Below are 17843 nucleotides of genomic sequence, written 5' to 3'. Positions count from 1 at the left end.
TACCTCCCCGGAGGTAGAGGCCCGCTTCAGCCCTCCCGGAAGATGCCCGGGTAGATGCTGCGCGTGGCGCGCGCGGAGAGGACCACGGCGGCCTGCTCCTCGGGGTCCGTCAGTTCGCGCAGCACCGTGTTCATCTCCGCCACGTGGCCCTCGTCCAGCGCGCCGTGGCTGCGCAGGAACGTCACCGCCTTGCGGATATGGGGGATGGCGTCCACGGCGATGAGGCGCTCCACCGCGCCGCTCGCGCGCGTCTGGGAGAGGTACTCCAGGACGTACGCCGTCCCCAGCACCGCCGTCGGCACACCCGAGCGGGACGTGAAGAAGTTCCAGCCGGTGTACGCCTCCACCGCGGGCGTCCTCACCGCGCGCTCGACGCGCTCCGCCCCGACGCCCAGGTTCTTCAGGTCCGACAGGAGCCACTTCTCGTGGCCGCGCTCCTCGTCCGCCTTGCGCAGCAGCAGCTCCGCCAGCCAGGGGTGCGTGCCCAGCCGCCGCAGCCTGCGCCCGGCGTCGCCCAGCATCGGCGTGCTCCAGCGCGCGTAGTGGTACGTCTGGACGAGGTAGTGGATGTAGCCCGCCTCGTCGAGCGTGCCGTCGAAGAGCCGCCGCGCGTCCGGGTGCGCGTCCAGCGCCGCCACCAGCGCCCTCGCCTCCTGGTCCAGAAGCTCCACCCACCCCGTCGGGTCCTGCGTCCGCGTCTGCACGTGTGTCTCCTCTCCGGGCCACATCCGGCCGTCCATGTGACTCCCTTCGTCGCCGCGGCCCGGAGTGCGCCGCGGCGACGTTTGCGTGGGGAGACAGCGGGGAGAGGAGGCCCCTGTCCGAGGCCTGGGTGCCGCTACGCCGCGTCGTCCTGGTAGTGCCGCTCGTGCTGCTGACGGAGCACGAACTTCTGGGCCTTGCCGGTGGACGTCTGCGGCATGGCCTCCAGCAGGACGACGGACTTGGGCACCTCGAAGCCGCCGAGGTGCTGCTTGCAGTGGGTGATGAGGTCCGGCGCCGTGGCCGAGGCGCCGGGCTTGAGCACGACGAAGCCGGTGACGGCCTCCGCCCAGCGCGGGTGCGGCAGGCCCACCACCGCCACCTGCAGGACGGCGGGGTGGCGCAGGAGGACCTCCTCGACCTTGATGGACGGGACGTTCTCTCCACCGGTCTTGATCATGTCCTTCTTGCGGTCCACGAAGAGCAGCTGGCCGTCGGCGTCGAACATGCCGAGGTCGCCGGTGTGGTGCCAGCCGAACGCCCGCGCGCGCTCGGTGGCCTCCGGGTCCTTGTAGTAGCCGAGCATCACGTTCGGCCCGCGGTGGACGATTTCGCCCACCTCGCCGCGGCCGAGCAGCCGGCCCTCGTCATCCATGATGGCCGTCTCGTTCGTCACCACCGAGTCCCCCCAGTACGAGCCGAACCGCTTGAGCTGCTGCTCGGGCTTGAACATGGTGGTGGCCGGGTACATCTCCGTCTGCCCCGACGCGAGCGCGAACCCGCCCGGACAGAACTTCTCCAGGAGCTCCACGAGCAGCGTGCGCGCCATGGGCGCCATGACGTACAGACACATGCGCAGGCTGGACAGCTTCGTCGTCGGACGCGCCGGGTGCGCCAGCATGGCGCCGTACATGATGGGCAGGCCCAACAGGAAGGTGACGCCGCGCCGCTCGATGGTGGCGAGCATGGCGCCGGGCTCGAACACCCGCCGCACGATGACGGTGGCGCCCGCCATGAGGAACGACACGGAGACGGCGTGCTGCGCGCAGTGGAACATCGGCAGCACGCACACCGTCACGTCGCTGGGACGCAGCTCCAGCTCGAACAGGTTCCCGCTGAGCGCCGAGTGGATGGACGCGTGCGAGTGCATCACGCCCTTCTGCTGACCGGTGGTGCCGCTGGTGTACATGATCTGCGCCAGCTGCGTGCTCTCGATGTCCACCGCCGGCGGCGTGCCGTGCTGGCCCTTCAGCGTGTCGAGGAAGGCGACGGTGCCGCCTCCGGGCGCGGCCTGTCCCTCGGGGACACAGACGATGAGGCCCAGGCCCCGCGCGTCGAGCATCGCGCGCAGCTCCGGCTTCGCGAGCAGCTCCAGGTCGATGACCACCCGCGACACCTCGGCGTGCTCGAGGATGTAGCCGATGGCCTCCACGGAGAGGCCCGTGTTGATGGGCACCCAGACCAGGCCCGCCTTGTAGATTCCGAAGAAGGCGGTGACCATCTGCGCGGAGTTGCCGCAGAGCATGGCCACCCGCGCGCCCGGGGAGAGTCCTTCGCCGAGCAGGTGGTGGGCGAACGCGTTGGCCCGCCGGTCCAGCTCCGCGTAGGAAAGCTCCAGCTCACCGTCGATGAGCGCCGTGCGCTCCGGCCACCGGAGCGCCGAGCGGCGGAGGATGTCTCCCAGCGAGACGCGGCTGATGTGCTTGTAGACGGCTTCCGGGGTCTGTCCCATCGTGTGCTCCTTCCCGCCCGACTCGGGCGCGCGAGTGGTCCCCCCCGTCATGCACCTCAGCCTCGCGACTTGCGAGGCAGGGTGCCCATGGCCTTGCTGATGATGCCGAGCATCACCTCGTCGGCGCCGCCGCCGATGGACCCCAGGCGCAAGTCACGGTGCGCGCGCGCCAGCGGGTTGTCCCAGGTGAAGCCCATGCCGCCCCAGTATTGGAGGCAGCCGTCGACCAGCTCCCGGGCGAGCCGCCCCGACTTGAGCTTGCACATGGAGGCGAGCTTCACCACCTGCGGGTCGTCCTTGTTCTCGATGTAGAGGGCGACGGTGCGGTAGATGAGCGCGCGGAGCGCCTCCACCTCCGTCTGCAGCTCCGCGAGCCGGAAGTGCACGGACTGGTTGTCGAGAATCGACTGGCCGAAGGCCTTGCGCTCCCGCGCGTACTCGGCCGTCTGCGCGATGAGCCGGTCGAACGTCACCAGGGTGCTCGCCGCCACGAAGAGGCGCTCCTCCTGGAACTGCTGCATCTGCATGGCGAAGCCGCGCCCCTCGTCGCCGATGCGGTTTCGCACCGGGACGCGCACGCCGTCGAAGAAGAGCTGCGCGGTGTCGGACGCCCACATGCCGAGCTTGCGAATCTTCGCGCGGGTGATGCCGGGCCGGTCCATGGGGACGATGATGAGCGACTTGTTCGCGTGCGCCGGGCCGTCCCCCGTGTTGGCGAGCAGGCAGACCCAGTCCGCCTGCATGCCATTCGTGATCCACATCTTGCCGCCCGTGATGACGTAGTCGTCGCCGTCACGGCGCGCGGTGGTCGTCACGCTCGCCACGTCGGAGCCGGCGCCGGCCTCGCTCACCGCGATGGAGCACACGCGCTCCCCGGCGAGCGTGGGCGCGAGGAACTCCCGTCGCAGCTCGTCACTTCCGAAGCGGGCGAGCGCGGGCGTGGCCATGTCCGTGACGACGCCGATGGCCATGGGCAGCGCGCCGCAGGTGCAGTGCCCCAGCTCCTCCGCGAAGGCGACCGAGAACGAGGCGTCCAGCCCCAGCCCGCCGAACTCCGTGGGCTTGGTGATGCCCAGCAGCCCCAATTCCCCCAGCTTCTTGAACACCTCCCGCGCCGGGAACAGCTCCGCGTCCTCCCACGCGTCCACGTGGGGGTTGAGCTCCTGCTCGACGAACTTGCGGACCGTCTGACGGATGGCGCGGTGTTCCTGGGTCTCGTGCATGCGCTGCCTCGGTGGCTCGAAAGCCAGAGAAGGGTCGACGAAGGGAGGGCGCCACCCCGGCGCGGCGCGCGCACCCAACGGGCGTCCAGCACACCCTCCTACCGATGAGACCCGAGTCTGCATCCCGCCCTTCTAAAAAAGCAAGCACGCTTGCTTTTTTCAAGAACCAGACGAGCGGACATCCCACCCCCCACAAGGACTCCTCCCTGGAGGGGACACCGTCGTGTCGTTCGCGGCACTTCGGCCCACCGCGTCATCCACCGGGATGTGCAGCGGGTGCGCACAGTGGCCCGACCCACGGTGCGCCCCCCTCCACGTGGCGCGGAATCGGGACGAGGGGCGCGCGCGTGGCCCGTGGAGCCGACCGTCACCGTGACGGTGGGTGCTCGCCGCCCGTGCACCCGATTCGTCGCGACATTCTCCCGGACGAGACGTTGAGGAGGACAACGCCCTTGGGCGCCCCCGCCCTGGAGAGTCAGGCATCATGCGAGCATTCATCCTCCTGCTGACCACGACGATTTTCGTCGGCTTCGGAGCCGTGGGCTGTGGAGGAAAGTCCTCCTCCGAGGCCCCCGGCGACTCCCTCCTGACCGACGCGGGCACCGCCGACGCGGGCAAGCCCGACGAGACCGACGCGGGTGAGGCGGACTCCGGGACTCCGGATGCAGGCACTCCGGATGCGGGAGCTCCGGACGCTGGGACTCCGGACGCTGGGAATCCGGACGCGGGCCGCGAGGATGCCGGCACGCCCGACGCGGGCCGGAGTGACGCGGGCACCGAGACACTGACCGCGCCCACCGGGGTGACGGCGACGCCGGGCATCCGCGAGATGACCGTCGCCTGGAGCTACACCCCGTCGACCACGGGCAGCGCGCTGTCCTCGTTCGAGGTCGCCGCCACGCCCTCCAGCCTCAAGGTCAGCGCGGGCGCCGCCGCCCGAACGGCGGTCGTCACCGGCCTGGCCAATGGCACGCAGTACCGCTTCACCGTCACCGCCATCTACGCGGATGGCACCCGGCAGACCTCCACCCAGTCCGCCGCCGTGCGCACCTTCTCCTTGCCGGCCACGCCGACCTGGACCCGCTTGAAGGGCGCGGACCAGAAGGTGGAGCTGGAGTGGAGCCTGCCGTCGGACGGCGGCCAGCCCATCCAGGGCTACACCGTCACCGTCGCGCCGGGTGGGCAGGTCATCCACACGACCGAGCGGTCCGCGCTCGTCACCGGCCTCACCAACGGCCAGAGCTACACCTTCACGCTGGTGGTCACCACCGCGGTGGGGACCTCCACGCCCAACACCAGCTCGTCGGTCCGCGTCGCCGCCCTGCCGAGCGCGCCCCAGAACGTCACGGTGACGCCCTACATCCGCGCGGCGGAGGTGCGGTGGACCGCGCCCACGAACAACGGTGGCGCCGCGATTTCGGGCTACGTCGTCACCACGCACCCCACGGGCGTGTCCCAGCAGGCGTCCTCGACGGCGACCAGCCTCTACCTGACGGGCCTCGCCGACGGCGCCACGTACAGCTTCAGCGTGGCCGCGCAGAACTCGTCGGGCACGGGCGCCACCGCCACCACCCCCTCCGTGACGCTCCCCTCGCCGCCATCGGCTCCCGTCCAGCTCACCGGCGTCTACCACGCGGGGCAGCTCGAGCTGGACTGGCAGCCGCCCGCCAACGACGGTGGCCGACCCGTCACCAGCTACCGGCTCGTCTCCACCCCCGCGGGCGTGGACCAGAGCTTCCCAGCCTCGCCCACCGTGGCCCGCCTCTCCACGCTCACGCCCGGCGCCACCTACACCTTCACGCTGACCGCTTCGAACAGCGTGGGCGCTGGCCCGGCCACCACCTCCGCGCCCATCCAGCTGCGCGCCCAGCCGCGCGCGCCCACCGACGTGCGCGTGCACTCCACCTCCGCGGGCGCCGTCGTGCGCTGGAACCCGGCCTCCGCGCCCGCCACGGACCCCGTCACCGGGTACGTCGTCACCGCCACACCCGGCGGCGGCTCCGTCACCGTCCCGGCGAGCGCCCGCGTGGCCACGGTGCCCGGGCTGACCACCGGCACCACCTACCTGTTCCAGGTGAAGGCCCGGAACAGCGCGGGTGACGGACGCCCCTCCGCGCCGGCATTCCACCGCCACGTCGTGCCCCTGGCGTGCGCGACGCCGTCCTTCGCGCCCGTGTCCCAGTTCGCCTACCCCACCGGGGGAGACTTCATGGGCGCCGGCGACTTCAACGGGGACTCACGCCAGGACGTCCTGGTGGGCAACCTGTTCGACATCACCGTGCTCGCCAGCGGGCCCGGGCGCGGCTTCACGCGGCTGGCCAACTCCGCCAGCGCCGGCAACGTCCTCAGCTCGGAGCCCCCCGTGGTGGCGGACTTCAATGGTGACGGGAAGCTGGATGTCGCCGCCATCCTGGGCACCGACAGCGATGACAGGACGGGCGGCTTCACCGTCTACCTCGGCCAGGGCACGGGCACCTTCCAGGCGCCCCTGTCGACGCCGCTGGGCACCAACGTCACCACCAGCTTCAACTGCCTCACCGCCCGGGACTTCGACCGCGACGGGAAGCTGGACCTCTTCGCCCATGTCCACCTGGGACGGACGCTGCTCTATCGCGGCAAGGGGGACGGCACCTTCTTCGCCCCCACCACCGTCATCTCCTCCGACACGTACGACTGCCCCGTGGTGGCCGACTTCAACGGGGACGGGAACCTGGACTACGCCCGGCTCGACAGCGCCAACAACCGCATCGTGCAGGTCAACGGCACGGGCACCGGCTCGTTCCGGGTCCCCGTCTACGCTCCGTGCACCAGTTGCTACGGAAACCTGGTGGCGGGTGACTTCGACCACGACGGCGCCGTGGACGACCTGGCCCTGCTCCACCCCGAGAAGGTCCGCGTCTTCAGCCCCTCGGGTGGGACGCTGGCGCTCGCGTCCGAGATGCCCTTCGCCCGTCCGTTCGGCTCGACGGTCCGGTCGCCCCTGCTGGCCGACATGAACGGGGATGGCCGCCAGGACCTGTTCTGGACCAGCGCCCCGGGCGGGCAGCTCAACCTCCTGCCGGGCAGCGCCGGTCCCATGCCCTTCTCCACGCCGCGCAGCCTCGGCTACAACGGCGAGCACTACGCGCCCGCCGCGGGTGACTTCGACGGCGATGGCTTCACGGACGTGGCGCTCACCGGCTACATGTCCGTCCAGATGCTCTGGGGCACGAGCTCCCTGATGGAGAGCCTCCAGCTCGAGGGCGCCCCGGGCGGGCTCGCCAGCGGCGACTTCAACGCGGACGGCTTCGCCGACCTGGCCGCCGGGAGCAACGAGAAGAACGCCATCTTCATGTCGCTGTCGGGCAGCCCGGAGCGGAGCACCGCCGTGCTGTCACCCGTGTTCGTGCCTCCCGCGGGAAAGAAGGTCACCGCCGGGGTGCAGGACCTGGTCTCCGTGGACCTGGACGGTGACGGGCGCGAGGACCTGGCCGCCCTCACCACGTCGCTGACGCCGTCCACGGGCGTGCTGCCCCAGCTCGTCGTCTTCAAGCGCCTGCCGGGCGGAGGCTTCGCGCCCGCGGAGCGCTACGACGAGGACTGGACGCAGGCGGAGCTCATCGCGGTGGACCTCAACGAGGATGGCCGCTTCGACCTGGTGACGACGGAGCGGTTCACCCCCTCGAAAATCCAGCTCGGCGTGTGGCTCAACCAGGGCAGCGGGAAGTTCGCGCCCCGCCTCACCGTGGACGTGACGGCCAACTACGAGGTGCACACCCTGGTCTCCGCCGACCTGGACCGGGATGGCCACATGGACCTGGCGCTCCTGCGTCCGGGCAACCCCAACATCGACAAGGGCGAGGTGTACGTCGTCTGGGGCAATGGCGACGGCACGTTCACCGGACAGACGACCTTCACCGGCGAGTACACGCACCGCGCCATGGGTCGCGCGGACCTGGAAGGCCAGGGCACCGTCGGCCTGCTCATCGACCGGGGCGAGGTGGGACTGCTCACCTATGATTCGGCCCGTCAGCCCACGCTGACGCCCAAGCACAGCCTGGGCATCCGCGCGGGCAATGGCATCCTCACGGCGGACTTCAACGCCGACGGCCTCACGGACACCTTCTCCTTCGAGCCGTTCGGCGCACGCGTGGTGATGCAGACCACGCCCAACACCTTCGCCCTGGGTCCCCTGCCCGGCTGGGGACGCACCGCCCGCGACGGGCTCATCGCGGACTGGAACGCGGACGGCCTGCCCGACCTCGCCTTCAGCAGCGTGGACGCCCAGGCGGCGACGATGGTGCTGAACGTCTGCGTGCCGCCCTGAGGCAGGCGAGGACCCCGGGTCAGTGCGACTCGGACAGGTGGCGGGTGGCGTCCCAGCGCTTGCCATCATAGCGATAGAACCAGGTGGCGTTGCCCTCGCCCCAGTCCACGAGCGCATCCCGGCTCGTCGCGGGCACGCCATGGCGGCCGGGCTTCTTGTTCGGGAGGTAGAGCTGGAGGCAGCTCACCTCGCGGGGCAGTGACTGGACCTCACGCACGAGCCCCTTGCTCGTGAAGAGGACGCGCACGGGCACCGAGCCATTGCACGAGAAGCCCTTGCCCGGGAACGCGTAGTCCGGCGCGCCGTCCTGGTCGAAGTCGCCCCGGATGCAGGGCACGCCCGTCGTGCGGAGCACCTGCGCATCCAGCCCGAGCTCGCGCAGCGCGGACTCCGCCGAGCCCACGCTGCCCACGCACAGGCACTGCTGCGCCTCCGCCGGGTTGCAGCTCGGGTCCTGATAGGAGAGCTCCACGCGCTTGGGGGCCGCCGGCGCGGGGGCCCCCTGGGTGCTCGGGGTCACCACGGCTTGGGACGACGCCTCGGCGTAGCCGAGGGCAACCAACGGAAGAGTCCAGCCCAGCATCCAGCGCACACCCATGATGTATCGGTTCCTTCCAGGCCCAGGAATGAAACGGGCATCCGCCTATACGGCGGGGAGCGAGCGCTATTCAATGCGCCCGCGCACGAAGCGCGCCCCCTCCCCCAGGGCGGACCGTGTCGACCGGTGGCGCGTCCCCATGGACCCGGCCTCGTCCCGGGAGGGGCGGCGAGGCAGAATCGGCCGGCACATGCTCTTCGACGCGAGGACGTGGAGCCGGCACCTGCGCGGCTACGTCATCCATGACTGCGCCATCTCCCATGCGGGGCGACTCCACTTCACCCTCGTCCTGGATGAAGGCGAGGCGGGCTTCAGCCTCGACCCCGACACGCGCTTTCTCTGCTGCGACCTGGACGCGCCCGCCGCGCGGCGGTTCTCCCATGTGGACGCGCTCAATCTCGGTCCGGTGCGCAGCGCGGTGGCCATCTCTCCCTCACTCGAGCTGCTCGCGGTCGACCCCGCCGGGCGGCTCTACCGGTGTCCAGGCCGGGGCACGCCCACCCAGGATGCGCCCCCGCTGCCATGGAAACCTCGCCTGAAGCACCACGAGGGCCACGTCAGGAACCTCAAGCGCGTGGGCCGCCACGTCTACGCGCTCACCGATGCCCGCGAAATCCTCCGCCGCCAGGGCGCGCAACGCTGGGTGCCGCTCGCGGCGAGCGCGAAGGGCGCGCCCTTCCCTCGCGCGACGGACAAGCAGGCGGGATGGAGCACGGGCTTCAACGACCTGGATGGCTTCGCCTCCGACGACCTGTACGCCGTGGGCGGCTTCGGTGATGTCTGGCACTTCGACGGGAAGGACTGGACGAAGTTGCCCTTTGCCAAGGACACGCTGGTGCACACGGTGTGCTGCGCCGGTGATGGGAACGTCTACCTCACCGGCCACCGGGGCGCTCTCTGGGTCGGCCGGGGGAAGCAGTGGAAGCGACTCCAGGAGGGAGGGCTGCCCCTGTCGGAGTTCAGCGACAGCGCGTGGTTCGCGGGTGCGCTCTACTGCGGGACCCATGAGGGCCTTTGGGTGAAGACCCAGCAAGGACGGCTGCGACCCGTGCGCGAGGTGGACCCGAGGATGAAGGCGGACGTGGCGAGGTGCTCCGGTCGCATCGGACTCAGCCCGGATGGCACGAGGATGCTGAGCGCGAGCCACCGAGGCGCCTCCCTCTTCGATGGCGAGCGCTGGACACTGTTGTTCAAGACCTCCCGACCCTCCACGGCCCCACGGCGCAAGATGGACTCTCGGAGGAAGCCATGAAGCCCCCCACCCGCCCCCCGAAGCCCCGAGGACACTCACGCGGCCTGCCGGCCCTCGGGCTCGGACTCACGATGTCGATGACCGCGTGCCGGTCGTCCTCGCAGACTCCGAACGACAACGCCGCGCACCTCGTCTCATCGGAGTCCGCGCCCTTCGTGGAAGCCCCTGCCCAGACGCCCTCATGGCTCGGTATCCCCGCCTCCGACTCGCGGGTGCAGGTCATCGGACGCGCGTACCGCTCCGGGACTCGCGTGGTCTTCTCCCATCCCGGCGTGACGATTCGCGTGCGGTTCTGGGGCGATGCCCTGCGCATGCGCCTCGACGACGCAGGGCCAGGCGGCGACACGAAGACCAACTACTTCGACGTCATCGTCGACGGGGGCGCGCCCCAGAAGCTGGAGGTGAAGAGCGGCGCGGCCACCTATCCGCTCGCCACCGGGCTCCCGCTGGGGCTCCACACGGTGGAGGTCCTCAAGCGCACCGAGACCTCCGTGGGCGTCACCACGCTCGAGGCGCTCGAGGTCCACGGAGAGCTCCGGGAGCCGCCGCCCCGCGCGGCGCTGCGGATGGAGTTCGTCGGAGACTCCATCACCTGCGGCTACGGCTCCGAGGTTGCCATCATCCCGCCCTCCCCTTCCTGGCGGGCGCCGACCTTCACCTCCAAGAACGAGAACCCCACGCGAGCCTACGCATGGCTCACGGCCCGGAAGCTGGGCGCGGAGGCCTCGCTCATCTGCCACTCGGGGCACGGCGTGTACCGCAACCTGGACCTGTCGACGACGGGACTGGTCCCCGCCCTCTACGAGCTCGCGGTCCCCGGCCACAGCGCGCCCTGGGATTCCTCCGGTGAATCACCGCACGTGATTGTCATCAACGCCGGGAGCAACGACACCCTCGCCGGTCACGGCACCGACGTGTTCCTCCCGGATGAAGCGGCCTTCAAGTCCGCCTATCGGACGTTCCTCACGCGCCTGCGCACGCTGCATCCGCGAGCACACCTCGTGTGTACGCTGGGCAGCATGACGGATGGCTACAAGCAGCACGAGCAGGGCGGCCAGGTGACCTCCGTCCACGTGGGCGACTGGCTCACCGAGCTGGTCGCGGAGCGCCATCAACAGGGCGACACGCGCGTCCACCGCCATGTCATGGCCGTGCAGAATCCGTCCGTGGACGGAGTCGCCGAGGACTGGCATCCGTCCGCCGCCACACACGCGAAGATGGCCGATGCGCTGAGCCGCTTCATCCAGGACGTGATTCGCCAATAAGGCATCTGCCAACAAGCCACGCCGTGGACAGGAGAATGCTCTGTCCTCATTGAACGACACACGTGTCCAACGGCTGATGGAGCGACCTGGCAGGCCATTGGGCTCACATGCTCGGTGTGCCATGCTTTGGCCATGGCGGACACGCTCGGGTCAGACGCTCCCGTTTCCGAAGGATTGGACCGCCGTCGCTTCCTGACGTGGGTCGTCGCTTCTCCCACGTTGATGATTGCGGCCCGGCTGGGGCTCGATGTGCCCACGGCCCAGGCCGCGCAGCCCGAGGAGACGGCGGCGGCGACGATGAACCTCTACCTGACGCTCCAGGAGGACGGACGCGTCACCACCACCCTTCCACGCACGGAGATGGGCCAGGGCATCACCACCGCCGTGGCCATGCTCGTCGCGGAGGAGCTCGACGTCGCGCTCGACGCGGTCTCCATCCTCCACGAGGACGCGGACTCGCGCTGGTTCACCCAGCTCACGGGCATGTCCACCACGATGCGCCTCCTGTCCGGGCCGCTTCGCGCCGCGGCGGCGGACGCGCGGGCCCGGCTCGTCACGGCGGCGGCGCTGCGCTGGCGGGTCCTGGCGCCCACGCTCACCACCGCGCGGGGCGTGGTGAGCGCGCCCGATGGTCGACGCGCCGGCTATGGCGAGCTGGCGCAGGATGCCGCTCGCGTGGTGCTGCCGCTGGTCTCCACGCAGCCCAAGCCGGTGAGCCAGTACACGCTGGTGGGCCAGCCCACCGGGCGCATCGACGCGCGGGACATCGTCACGGGGGCGACCCGGCACGCCCTGGACCTCGACCTCCCCGAGGCGCTCCCCACGGTGGTGGCGAGACCTCCCACGCTGCGCGGCACCGTCCGCACCGTCGACGACGCGGCGGCGCGGGCCATGGGCGGCGTGGTGGACGTGGTCTCGCTGGGCACCGGCGTGGCGGTGGTGGCCCGGACCTTCGGACAGGCGCTCGCGGCCCGCGCGGCGCTGCGCATCACCTGGACGCCCGGCCCCGCCAGCGCGCTGTCCGACGCGGACATCCGCACGCGCTTGCGCGACGGCATCGGCGCGCGGCCCCTGCCGCCGTTGTTCACGACGCGCACGCTGGAGGGGAGATTCGACTTCCCCTACCTGGCGCACGCCCCCATGGAGACGCAGAGCTGCGTGGCGCGCGTGCAGGGCGGACTGGCGGAGGTCTGGGTGGGGACGCAGGACCCGAAGCATGCCCAGCGCGAGGTGGCGCGGGCGCTCGGCTGGGCTTTGACGCCGTGGAAGGTGACGGTGCACACCGTGCGCGCGGGCGGTGGCTTCGGCCGCAGGTTCTTCAACGAGGCGGCGGTGGAGGCCGCGCTCGTGTCGAAGGCCATCGGCAAGCCTGTGAAGCTGATGTGGAGCCGGGACGATGACATGCGCCACGGGCGCTTCCGTCCCGCGAGCCACCACCGCATCCTCGCCCACCTGGGTCTGGGCGGGCGCATCCTGGGCTGGCACCACCGCGCCGCCATCCCCACCCTGGAGGTGCCGCACGGCTTCGGCGACGTCGTCACCGCGCTGGTCGGAGAAGTGCTCCCGGAGGTCACCGGCGCGGTGTTCTTCGCGCTGTCGCAGAAGCTCCCCTATTCGTTCGGACAGGTGAGCCACGAGCTGCGCGACATCTCCATCCCGATTCCCACCGCGTCCTTCCGCTCGGTGTTCACCAGCCAGGTCGGCGTGTCGAACGAGGTCTTCGTCGACCAGCTGGCGCGAGAGCTCCAGGTGGACCCGGTGACGCTGCGTCGCGAGCGGCTCGACTCGAACCGGCTCAAGGCGGTGCTGAACAAGGTGGTGGCGGAGGGGCAGTGGGGGCGCGCGCTGCCGCCCGGGGTGGCGCAGGGGGTCGCCGTGCTGGAAGAGTGGGGGAGCGCCATCGCGCACCTCATCGAGGTGGACGTCACCGGAGGGACGCCGCGGGTGCTGCGCATCGTCATCGCCGCGGACGTGGGCCTGCCCATCAACCCCAAGGGAATCGAGGCCCAGCTCCAGGGCGCGGCGGTGGACGCGATGTCCACCACGCTGAGCGCGGGCATCCACATCGACGCGGGCGCGGTGCGCGAGAGCAGCTATGCGGACTACCGCTGGATGCGCATGAAGCACGTCCCGGCCGACATCCAGGTGCACCTGGTGCGCTCGGATGACCGCGTGGGCGGCGTGGGTGAGCTGGGCTACCCCAGCGCCGCGGCCGCGCTGACGAACGCGATTGCGCGGGCCCGGGGCACCATGCCCACCCGCTTCCCCATCCTCGACGAGGGAGTCTGAGCATGCCGGCCCATCAGTTCATCCTCAATGGTCAGACGGTGTCGGTGGAGGCGCCCGAGGACCTGTCGCTCCTGTGGGTCCTGCGCGACGTGCTGGGCGTGACGGGGCCGAAGTATGGCTGCGGCGTGGGCGTGTGCGGCGCGTGCACCAGCCACCTGGACGGCGAGGCGTTCCGGCCGTGCATCCATCCGGTGGGCACGCTGCAGGGCCGCGAGGTGATGACCATCGAGGGGCTGGGCGCACAGGGGCTGCATCCGGTGCAGCAGGCCTGGATGACGGAGGACGTGGCCCAGTGCGGCTTCTGTCAGCCGGGGCAGATCATGGCCGCCGTCGCGCTGCTGAAGAAGAACGCCCACCCGTCCGACGCGGACATCGACGCGGCGATGAGCGACAACGTCTGCCGGTGCGGCACCTATGTCCGCATCCGCGCCGCCATCAAGCGCGCCGCCCTGCTCCTGCGAAGCGGCGCGGGGGGCGGTTGAGGGGCGCCTGGCATGCGAGCGCCCCGAGCCTTGCCCGGACTCAGCCGAGCTTCTTGCGCAGCCAGGTGTCCAGGGCGAAGCGACCGGGACCCACGGTCATCAGCACCACCGCGATGACCAGGTAGAGCAGGGGCAGCTCATAGCTGCCGGCGTGGCCGACGAACGGGTCACCCTTCACCACGGCGTGCACGTGAGTCGCGACGGCCATGGTGAAGAAGAGGCCCAGGGACGCCAGGGGGACGAGCAGGCCCAGCACCCAGGCGAGCCCGCCGCCGAACTCGGAGAGCGCGGCGAGCGCCTGGAGGATGCCCGGCACGGGGGCCTCGGCACCCATCCAGGCGAAGGGGTTCTGGATCTTCGACCAGCCGTGGAACATGAACGCGATGCCGGCGACGAGGCGAAGCAGCAGCAGCCCGACGCTGGGCGCCGTCGGCAGGGGAGCAGGGAACAAGGAGGCGAGCTTCATGGCGAATCCTTCGAGGAGTCCGGGCTCTTCAGCTCGGGCGGGAGCGACGGGTGCGCTCCGGGTTTGACCTGACGCGAGACATAATCCAGGTCTTCCTCTGGTGGGAGGTCTCGCCAAGCGATTGGAATCATGTCCAGGCGATATCTCGTGGTGAAACCCGCGGGGCTGTCTTCACCACGGCTTGCGAGGTCCTCGCCCCATGCCCCATAAGGAACACATGCGGCCAGTGGACGGCGAGCGGACGTACCAGGAATGGGCCCTGTCCGCCGACTCGCGGCATCCTGGATGGACCGCCGTCGAGCGGTTCTTGACGAGCACCCTGCCCTCGTTGCGGCCCGCGGCGCTCGCCATCTTCGACTTCGACCCGCGCACGGGCACCTATCAACAGACCCGGGCTCCCGTCGTCGCGACAAGCGATGACCTCCAGCCTTCCGACATCCTGGCCGGCCTCCGGCGCGACGCGTACGTGGTGCTCCTCCTCCACGCCCCAGTGGAGATGAAGGACGTGTTCCCTGAATACGTGCTGAGCGCCGAGGGTGTCCTCGCGCCCCCCCGGAGCGAGCGCGTCTTCTACGCGCCTGTCACGGGGCTCGAAGAGACGCTGAAGCTGGGACGGCATGCCCTGGTGATGTCACACGATGGTGACCCGCTGTACTGGATTGCATCGCCTCCACCTCTCGGTGAGAGGCATCCCGACTCCGCCCTCGCGCCTTCCGAGGATTGGGCTCCCGCGAAGGGCGCCACGGTCGGCCGCTATCTGCTGGTCGAGGTGTTGTCCGCCAGCGCCGTGAGCGTCGTGTACGACGCCTACGACCCGGAGCTGGAGCGCCGCGTCGCGCTGGAGCTCTTGCGCACCAGCAGCGCGCCAGGCACCGACGCCGAGCACGAGGAGCGCGCCCTCCTGCTGCGTGAGGCCCAGGCGCGGGCCCGCGTCTCCCATCCCAATGTCGTGGCCATCTACGACGTGGGCACGTTCGGGCCCCATGTCTTCCTCGCCATGGAGCGGGTGGAGCCCCAGACCCTCGCCGGCTGGCTGTCGGCTTCGCCGCGCACGTCGCGACAGGTGCTCGACGTCTTCATCGACGCGGGGCGAGGGCTCGCGGCGGCGCACGCGGTGGGCATCGCGCACGGAGGCTTCGGACCCGACCAACTGCGCGTCAGCGCGGAGGGACGCGTCCACGTGACCGGCTTCGGCCTGTCGAAGCGCAAGGCGCCGCTCCGGTGCTCGTACGCCGCGCCGGAGGTGCTCCAGGACGCCTCACTCACGAGTCCGGCGGCCGACCAGTTCTCCTTCTGCGTCGCGCTCCACGAGGCCCTCTACGGCGTCCAGCCCTTCACGGGCGGAGCGCCGCCCGGCGCCAGACAGCTCGCGCCCCTCCCTTCGGGCTCGCGCGTCCCCACATGGCCGCGCCGCGTGCTGTCGCGCGGGCTCGCCGACACGCCCTCGGAGCGCTTCCCCACCCTCACCGCGCTGCTGGACGCCCTGGGGCAGGACCCCACCGCGCGTCGACGACGCGGACTGTGGGTCGCGGGGGGCGGGGCGCTGCTGGCCCTGGCCGTGGGCCTCACCCATGTCCTCCACTCCCGCCGGGCCTGCGACGGCGCGAAGGAGGAGCTCACCCACGTCTGGGGCCCGGCGCAGCAGGCCAGCATCCAGGCCGCCTTCACGGCCACCGGCAGGCCCTACGCCCAGGTGGCCTGGGAGCGCGTCCGCCGCGAGCTGGACGCCTATACCTCCGCCTGGGAGCGGATGCGCACCGACACCTGTCGGGCCTCCCAGGTCCGCGAGGCGCCGACCGAGGCGGTGCTGGGGTGGCGCATGCGCTGCCTCGACAACCGGCTCGCGGAGGTCTCCGCGCTCACCACGCTCCTGTCCCAGGCGAACGCGAGGACGGTGGACGAGGCCCACCGCGCGGCGACGGGACTGGCGCCTGTCACGGCCTGCGCCGGACAACACGCCCCAGGCGCACCCCACGAGACGGCGGACGAGGGAGCCCCGGCGCACCGGTCGGCCCTGGCCCGGGGCCGAGCGCTCCTCGCCACCGGTCGCTACGAGGAGGGCCTCACGCTCGTGGAGCCGGCGGCGCGCGTCGCGAAGGAGGCCGGGCATCGACCCGCGCTCGCGGAGCTCTCGCTGCTCCTCGGCGAGCTGCGCGAGGGCGCCGGCCACTGGCGAGGCGCCGAGCGCGCGCTCTTCGAGGCCCTGGACGCCGCGGAGGCCACGCGCCAGGACGCCGTGGCGACCCGCGCATGGATACTCCTGGTCCGTGTGTCCTGCATCGGCCTGGACGAGTACGAGCTGGCCGCGCGATGGAAGGACCGCGCCGCCGCGGCGCTGGAGCGCCTGGGGGACGGACACCTCCTGGCGCGCATCCAGCTCCTCACCTACTCGGGGACCCTGCTGCGCATGCAGCGGCACTACCCCGAGGCCGCGGCCCAACAGGAGCAGGCCCTGCTGCTGGCGGAGCAGGCCTTCGGCGCCAACGGCCTCGAGGTGGCGGACGTCCTCCTGGAGCTCGGCGTCAGCCAGTGGCGCGACGCCCGGCTGGCCCAGGCCCGGGTGACACTGGAGCGCGCGGTGGACATCACCCGACGGACCCTCGGCGACGAGCACCCCGAGGTGGCTCGCGTGCGGCTGGCGCTCGTCCCCGTGCTGCGGGACGGCGCCTTCGTGCCCCAGCGCGCGAACGCGGAGCAGGACGCGCGCGACTTGGACCTGGCGGAGCAGACGGTCCGCGAGGCCCTGGCCATCCTGGAGCGCACGCTGGGCCCGGAGCACCCCCGCGTCTACGACGCGCTCAACGACCTGGGCTCGACGCTCGTGGTGCGGGAGCGCTTCCGGGACGCGCTCCCCATCTACGCGCGCGCCCTGGCCATCGCCGAGAAGACGGACGGCCCCAAGAGCCACGGCGCGGCCGTCATCCACGGCAACCTCGGGGTGCTCCGCCTCCAGCAAGGCGACTACCGGCTGTCCGAGGAGCACTTCCGCCAGCTGCTCGCCATCCGCGAGGAGCTCTTCGGGCCCCAGCACCCCATCCTCATCTCCACCCTGCGGCTGCTCGGGCGCGCGCTCATGCGACAGCAGCGCCATGAGGAGGTGCTGCCCTTCTTCCAACGGGCCGTCGACCTCCAGCTGGCGTTGCCGGACGACGCCGACGAGCGGTGGACCGCGTCCCTCCTGGACCTGGGGAGCGTCTACCTGTTGCTCCATCGCCCCGCGGAGGCCATCGCGCCCCTGGAGCGCGCCGTCGCGGGCTGGGAGCATGCGCGCCCTCTGCCGGGTCAGCGCACGGATGCGCGCTTCATGCTCGCGCGGGCCCTCTGGGAGTCGGGCAGGGACCGCGCTCGCGCGGCGCGGCTCGCCACCGAGGCGAAGCAGCTGGCCATCTTGGATGGCGCCCCACAGCCCTTGCGTGAACGCATCGACACGTGGCTCGCACAGCCGGCGAAGCGATGATTCACGCGCGCCTGGAGCCGTGATGTCCCGCGCCCGACGTCACGCGGCGCCCAGGCCGGACGTCGTTGGTT

At 71.1% G+C, this 17843-nt stretch carries 11 protein-coding genes; 6 read left to right on the top strand and 5 right to left on the bottom strand.

Features of this window, described 5'->3' with window-relative positions; all coding sequences use genetic code 11:
* Positions 1-26: 26 nt before the first annotated feature.
* From AC6JA9_RS10555 to AC6JA9_RS10545, 3 genes are all read right to left on the bottom strand, one after another.
* Complete coding sequence (locus tag AC6JA9_RS10555) at positions 27-728, bottom strand: iron-containing redox enzyme family protein (RefSeq protein WP_255653884.1); 702 nt, start codon at positions 726-728, stop codon at positions 27-29.
* A gap of 110 nt (positions 729-838) precedes the next feature.
* Positions 839-2434, bottom strand: a complete 1596-nt coding sequence (locus AC6JA9_RS10550; protein ID WP_223752047.1) for an AMP-binding protein — start codon at positions 2432-2434, stop codon at positions 839-841.
* A 56-nt stretch (positions 2435-2490) separates the two neighbouring features.
* Positions 2491-3657, bottom strand: a complete 1167-nt coding sequence (locus AC6JA9_RS10545) for an acyl-CoA dehydrogenase family protein (protein ID WP_141332262.1) — start codon at positions 3655-3657, stop codon at positions 2491-2493.
* Between the two features lie 484 nt (positions 3658-4141).
* Between AC6JA9_RS10545 and AC6JA9_RS10540 the strand changes: the two genes are divergently transcribed.
* Complete coding sequence (locus tag AC6JA9_RS10540) at positions 4142-7963, top strand: FG-GAP-like repeat-containing protein (RefSeq protein WP_497959610.1); 3822 nt, start codon at positions 4142-4144, stop codon at positions 7961-7963.
* 19 nt (positions 7964-7982) lie between these two features.
* Here AC6JA9_RS10540 and AC6JA9_RS10535 read toward each other — a convergent pair whose 3' ends face one another.
* Positions 7983-8561, bottom strand: coding sequence for a hypothetical protein (locus AC6JA9_RS10535; RefSeq protein WP_223785436.1), 579 nt, complete (start codon positions 8559-8561; stop codon positions 7983-7985).
* A 190-nt stretch (positions 8562-8751) separates the two neighbouring features.
* On the opposite strand from AC6JA9_RS10535, the gene AC6JA9_RS10530 reads away from it, so the two are divergent.
* The 4 genes from AC6JA9_RS10530 (at position 8752) to AC6JA9_RS10515 (ending at position 13849) form a co-directional block, all read left to right on the top strand.
* On the top strand, positions 8752-9813 hold the full coding sequence (locus AC6JA9_RS10530; RefSeq protein ID WP_223752050.1) for a hypothetical protein: 1062 nt from the start codon (positions 8752-8754) through the stop codon (positions 9811-9813).
* Positions 9814-9968: 155 nt separating this feature from the next.
* Positions 9969-11078 carry an SGNH/GDSL hydrolase family protein gene (locus AC6JA9_RS10525; RefSeq protein WP_223752051.1) on the top strand — a complete coding sequence of 370 codons (1110 nt, stop codon included), beginning with the start codon at positions 9969-9971 and terminating at the stop codon, positions 11076-11078.
* A 132-nt stretch (positions 11079-11210) separates the two neighbouring features.
* Positions 11211-13367 carry a xanthine dehydrogenase family protein molybdopterin-binding subunit gene (locus tag AC6JA9_RS10520; protein ID WP_370640447.1) on the top strand — a complete coding sequence of 719 codons (2157 nt, stop codon included), beginning with the start codon at positions 11211-11213 and terminating at the stop codon, positions 13365-13367.
* A gap of 2 nt (positions 13368-13369) precedes the next feature.
* On the top strand, positions 13370-13849 hold the full coding sequence (locus tag AC6JA9_RS10515; RefSeq protein ID WP_223752053.1) for a (2Fe-2S)-binding protein: 480 nt from the start codon (positions 13370-13372) through the stop codon (positions 13847-13849).
* Positions 13850-13889: 40 nt separating this feature from the next.
* Here AC6JA9_RS10515 and AC6JA9_RS10510 read toward each other — a convergent pair whose 3' ends face one another.
* Positions 13890-14315: a DoxX family protein gene (locus AC6JA9_RS10510; RefSeq protein WP_141331658.1), complete on the bottom strand. Its 426-nt coding sequence runs from the start codon at positions 14313-14315 to the stop codon at positions 13890-13892.
* A gap of 217 nt (positions 14316-14532) precedes the next feature.
* Between AC6JA9_RS10510 and AC6JA9_RS10505 the strand changes: the two genes are divergently transcribed.
* The gene (locus AC6JA9_RS10505) at positions 14533-17772 is read left to right on the top strand and encodes a tetratricopeptide repeat protein (RefSeq protein WP_497959609.1); all 3240 of its coding nucleotides are present in this window, start codon (positions 14533-14535) and stop codon (positions 17770-17772) included.
* Positions 17773-17843: the final 71 nt, after the last annotated feature.

The sequence above is a fragment of the Myxococcus sp. MH1 genome (assembly GCF_059738865.1).
This window is presented reverse-complemented; position numbering and strand designations above follow the sequence as displayed.

Coding starts and splice junctions, on each gene's coding strand:
- AC6JA9_RS10550 (WP_223752047.1), bottom strand. CDS start 2,434: ATGGGACAGACCCCGGAAGCCGTCTACAAGCACATCAGCCGCGTCTCG.
- AC6JA9_RS10510 (WP_141331658.1), bottom strand. CDS start 14,315: ATGAAGCTCGCCTCCTTGTTCCCTGCTCCCCTGCCGACGGCGCCCAGC.
- AC6JA9_RS10545 (WP_141332262.1), bottom strand. CDS start 3,657: ATGCACGAGACCCAGGAACACCGCGCCATCCGTCAGACGGTCCGCAAG.
- AC6JA9_RS10515 (WP_223752053.1), top strand. CDS start 13,370: ATGCCGGCCCATCAGTTCATCCTCAATGGTCAGACGGTGTCGGTGGAG.
- AC6JA9_RS10530 (WP_223752050.1), top strand. CDS start 8,752: ATGCTCTTCGACGCGAGGACGTGGAGCCGGCACCTGCGCGGCTACGTC.
- AC6JA9_RS10535 (WP_223785436.1), bottom strand. CDS start 8,561: ATGGGTGTGCGCTGGATGCTGGGCTGGACTCTTCCGTTGGTTGCCCTC.
- AC6JA9_RS10520 (WP_370640447.1), top strand. CDS start 11,211: ATGGCGGACACGCTCGGGTCAGACGCTCCCGTTTCCGAAGGATTGGAC.
- AC6JA9_RS10555 (WP_255653884.1), bottom strand. CDS start 728: ATGTGGCCCGGAGAGGAGACACACGTGCAGACGCGGACGCAGGACCCG.
- AC6JA9_RS10540 (WP_497959610.1), top strand. CDS start 4,142: ATGCGAGCATTCATCCTCCTGCTGACCACGACGATTTTCGTCGGCTTC.
- AC6JA9_RS10505 (WP_497959609.1), top strand. CDS start 14,533: ATGCGGCCAGTGGACGGCGAGCGGACGTACCAGGAATGGGCCCTGTCC.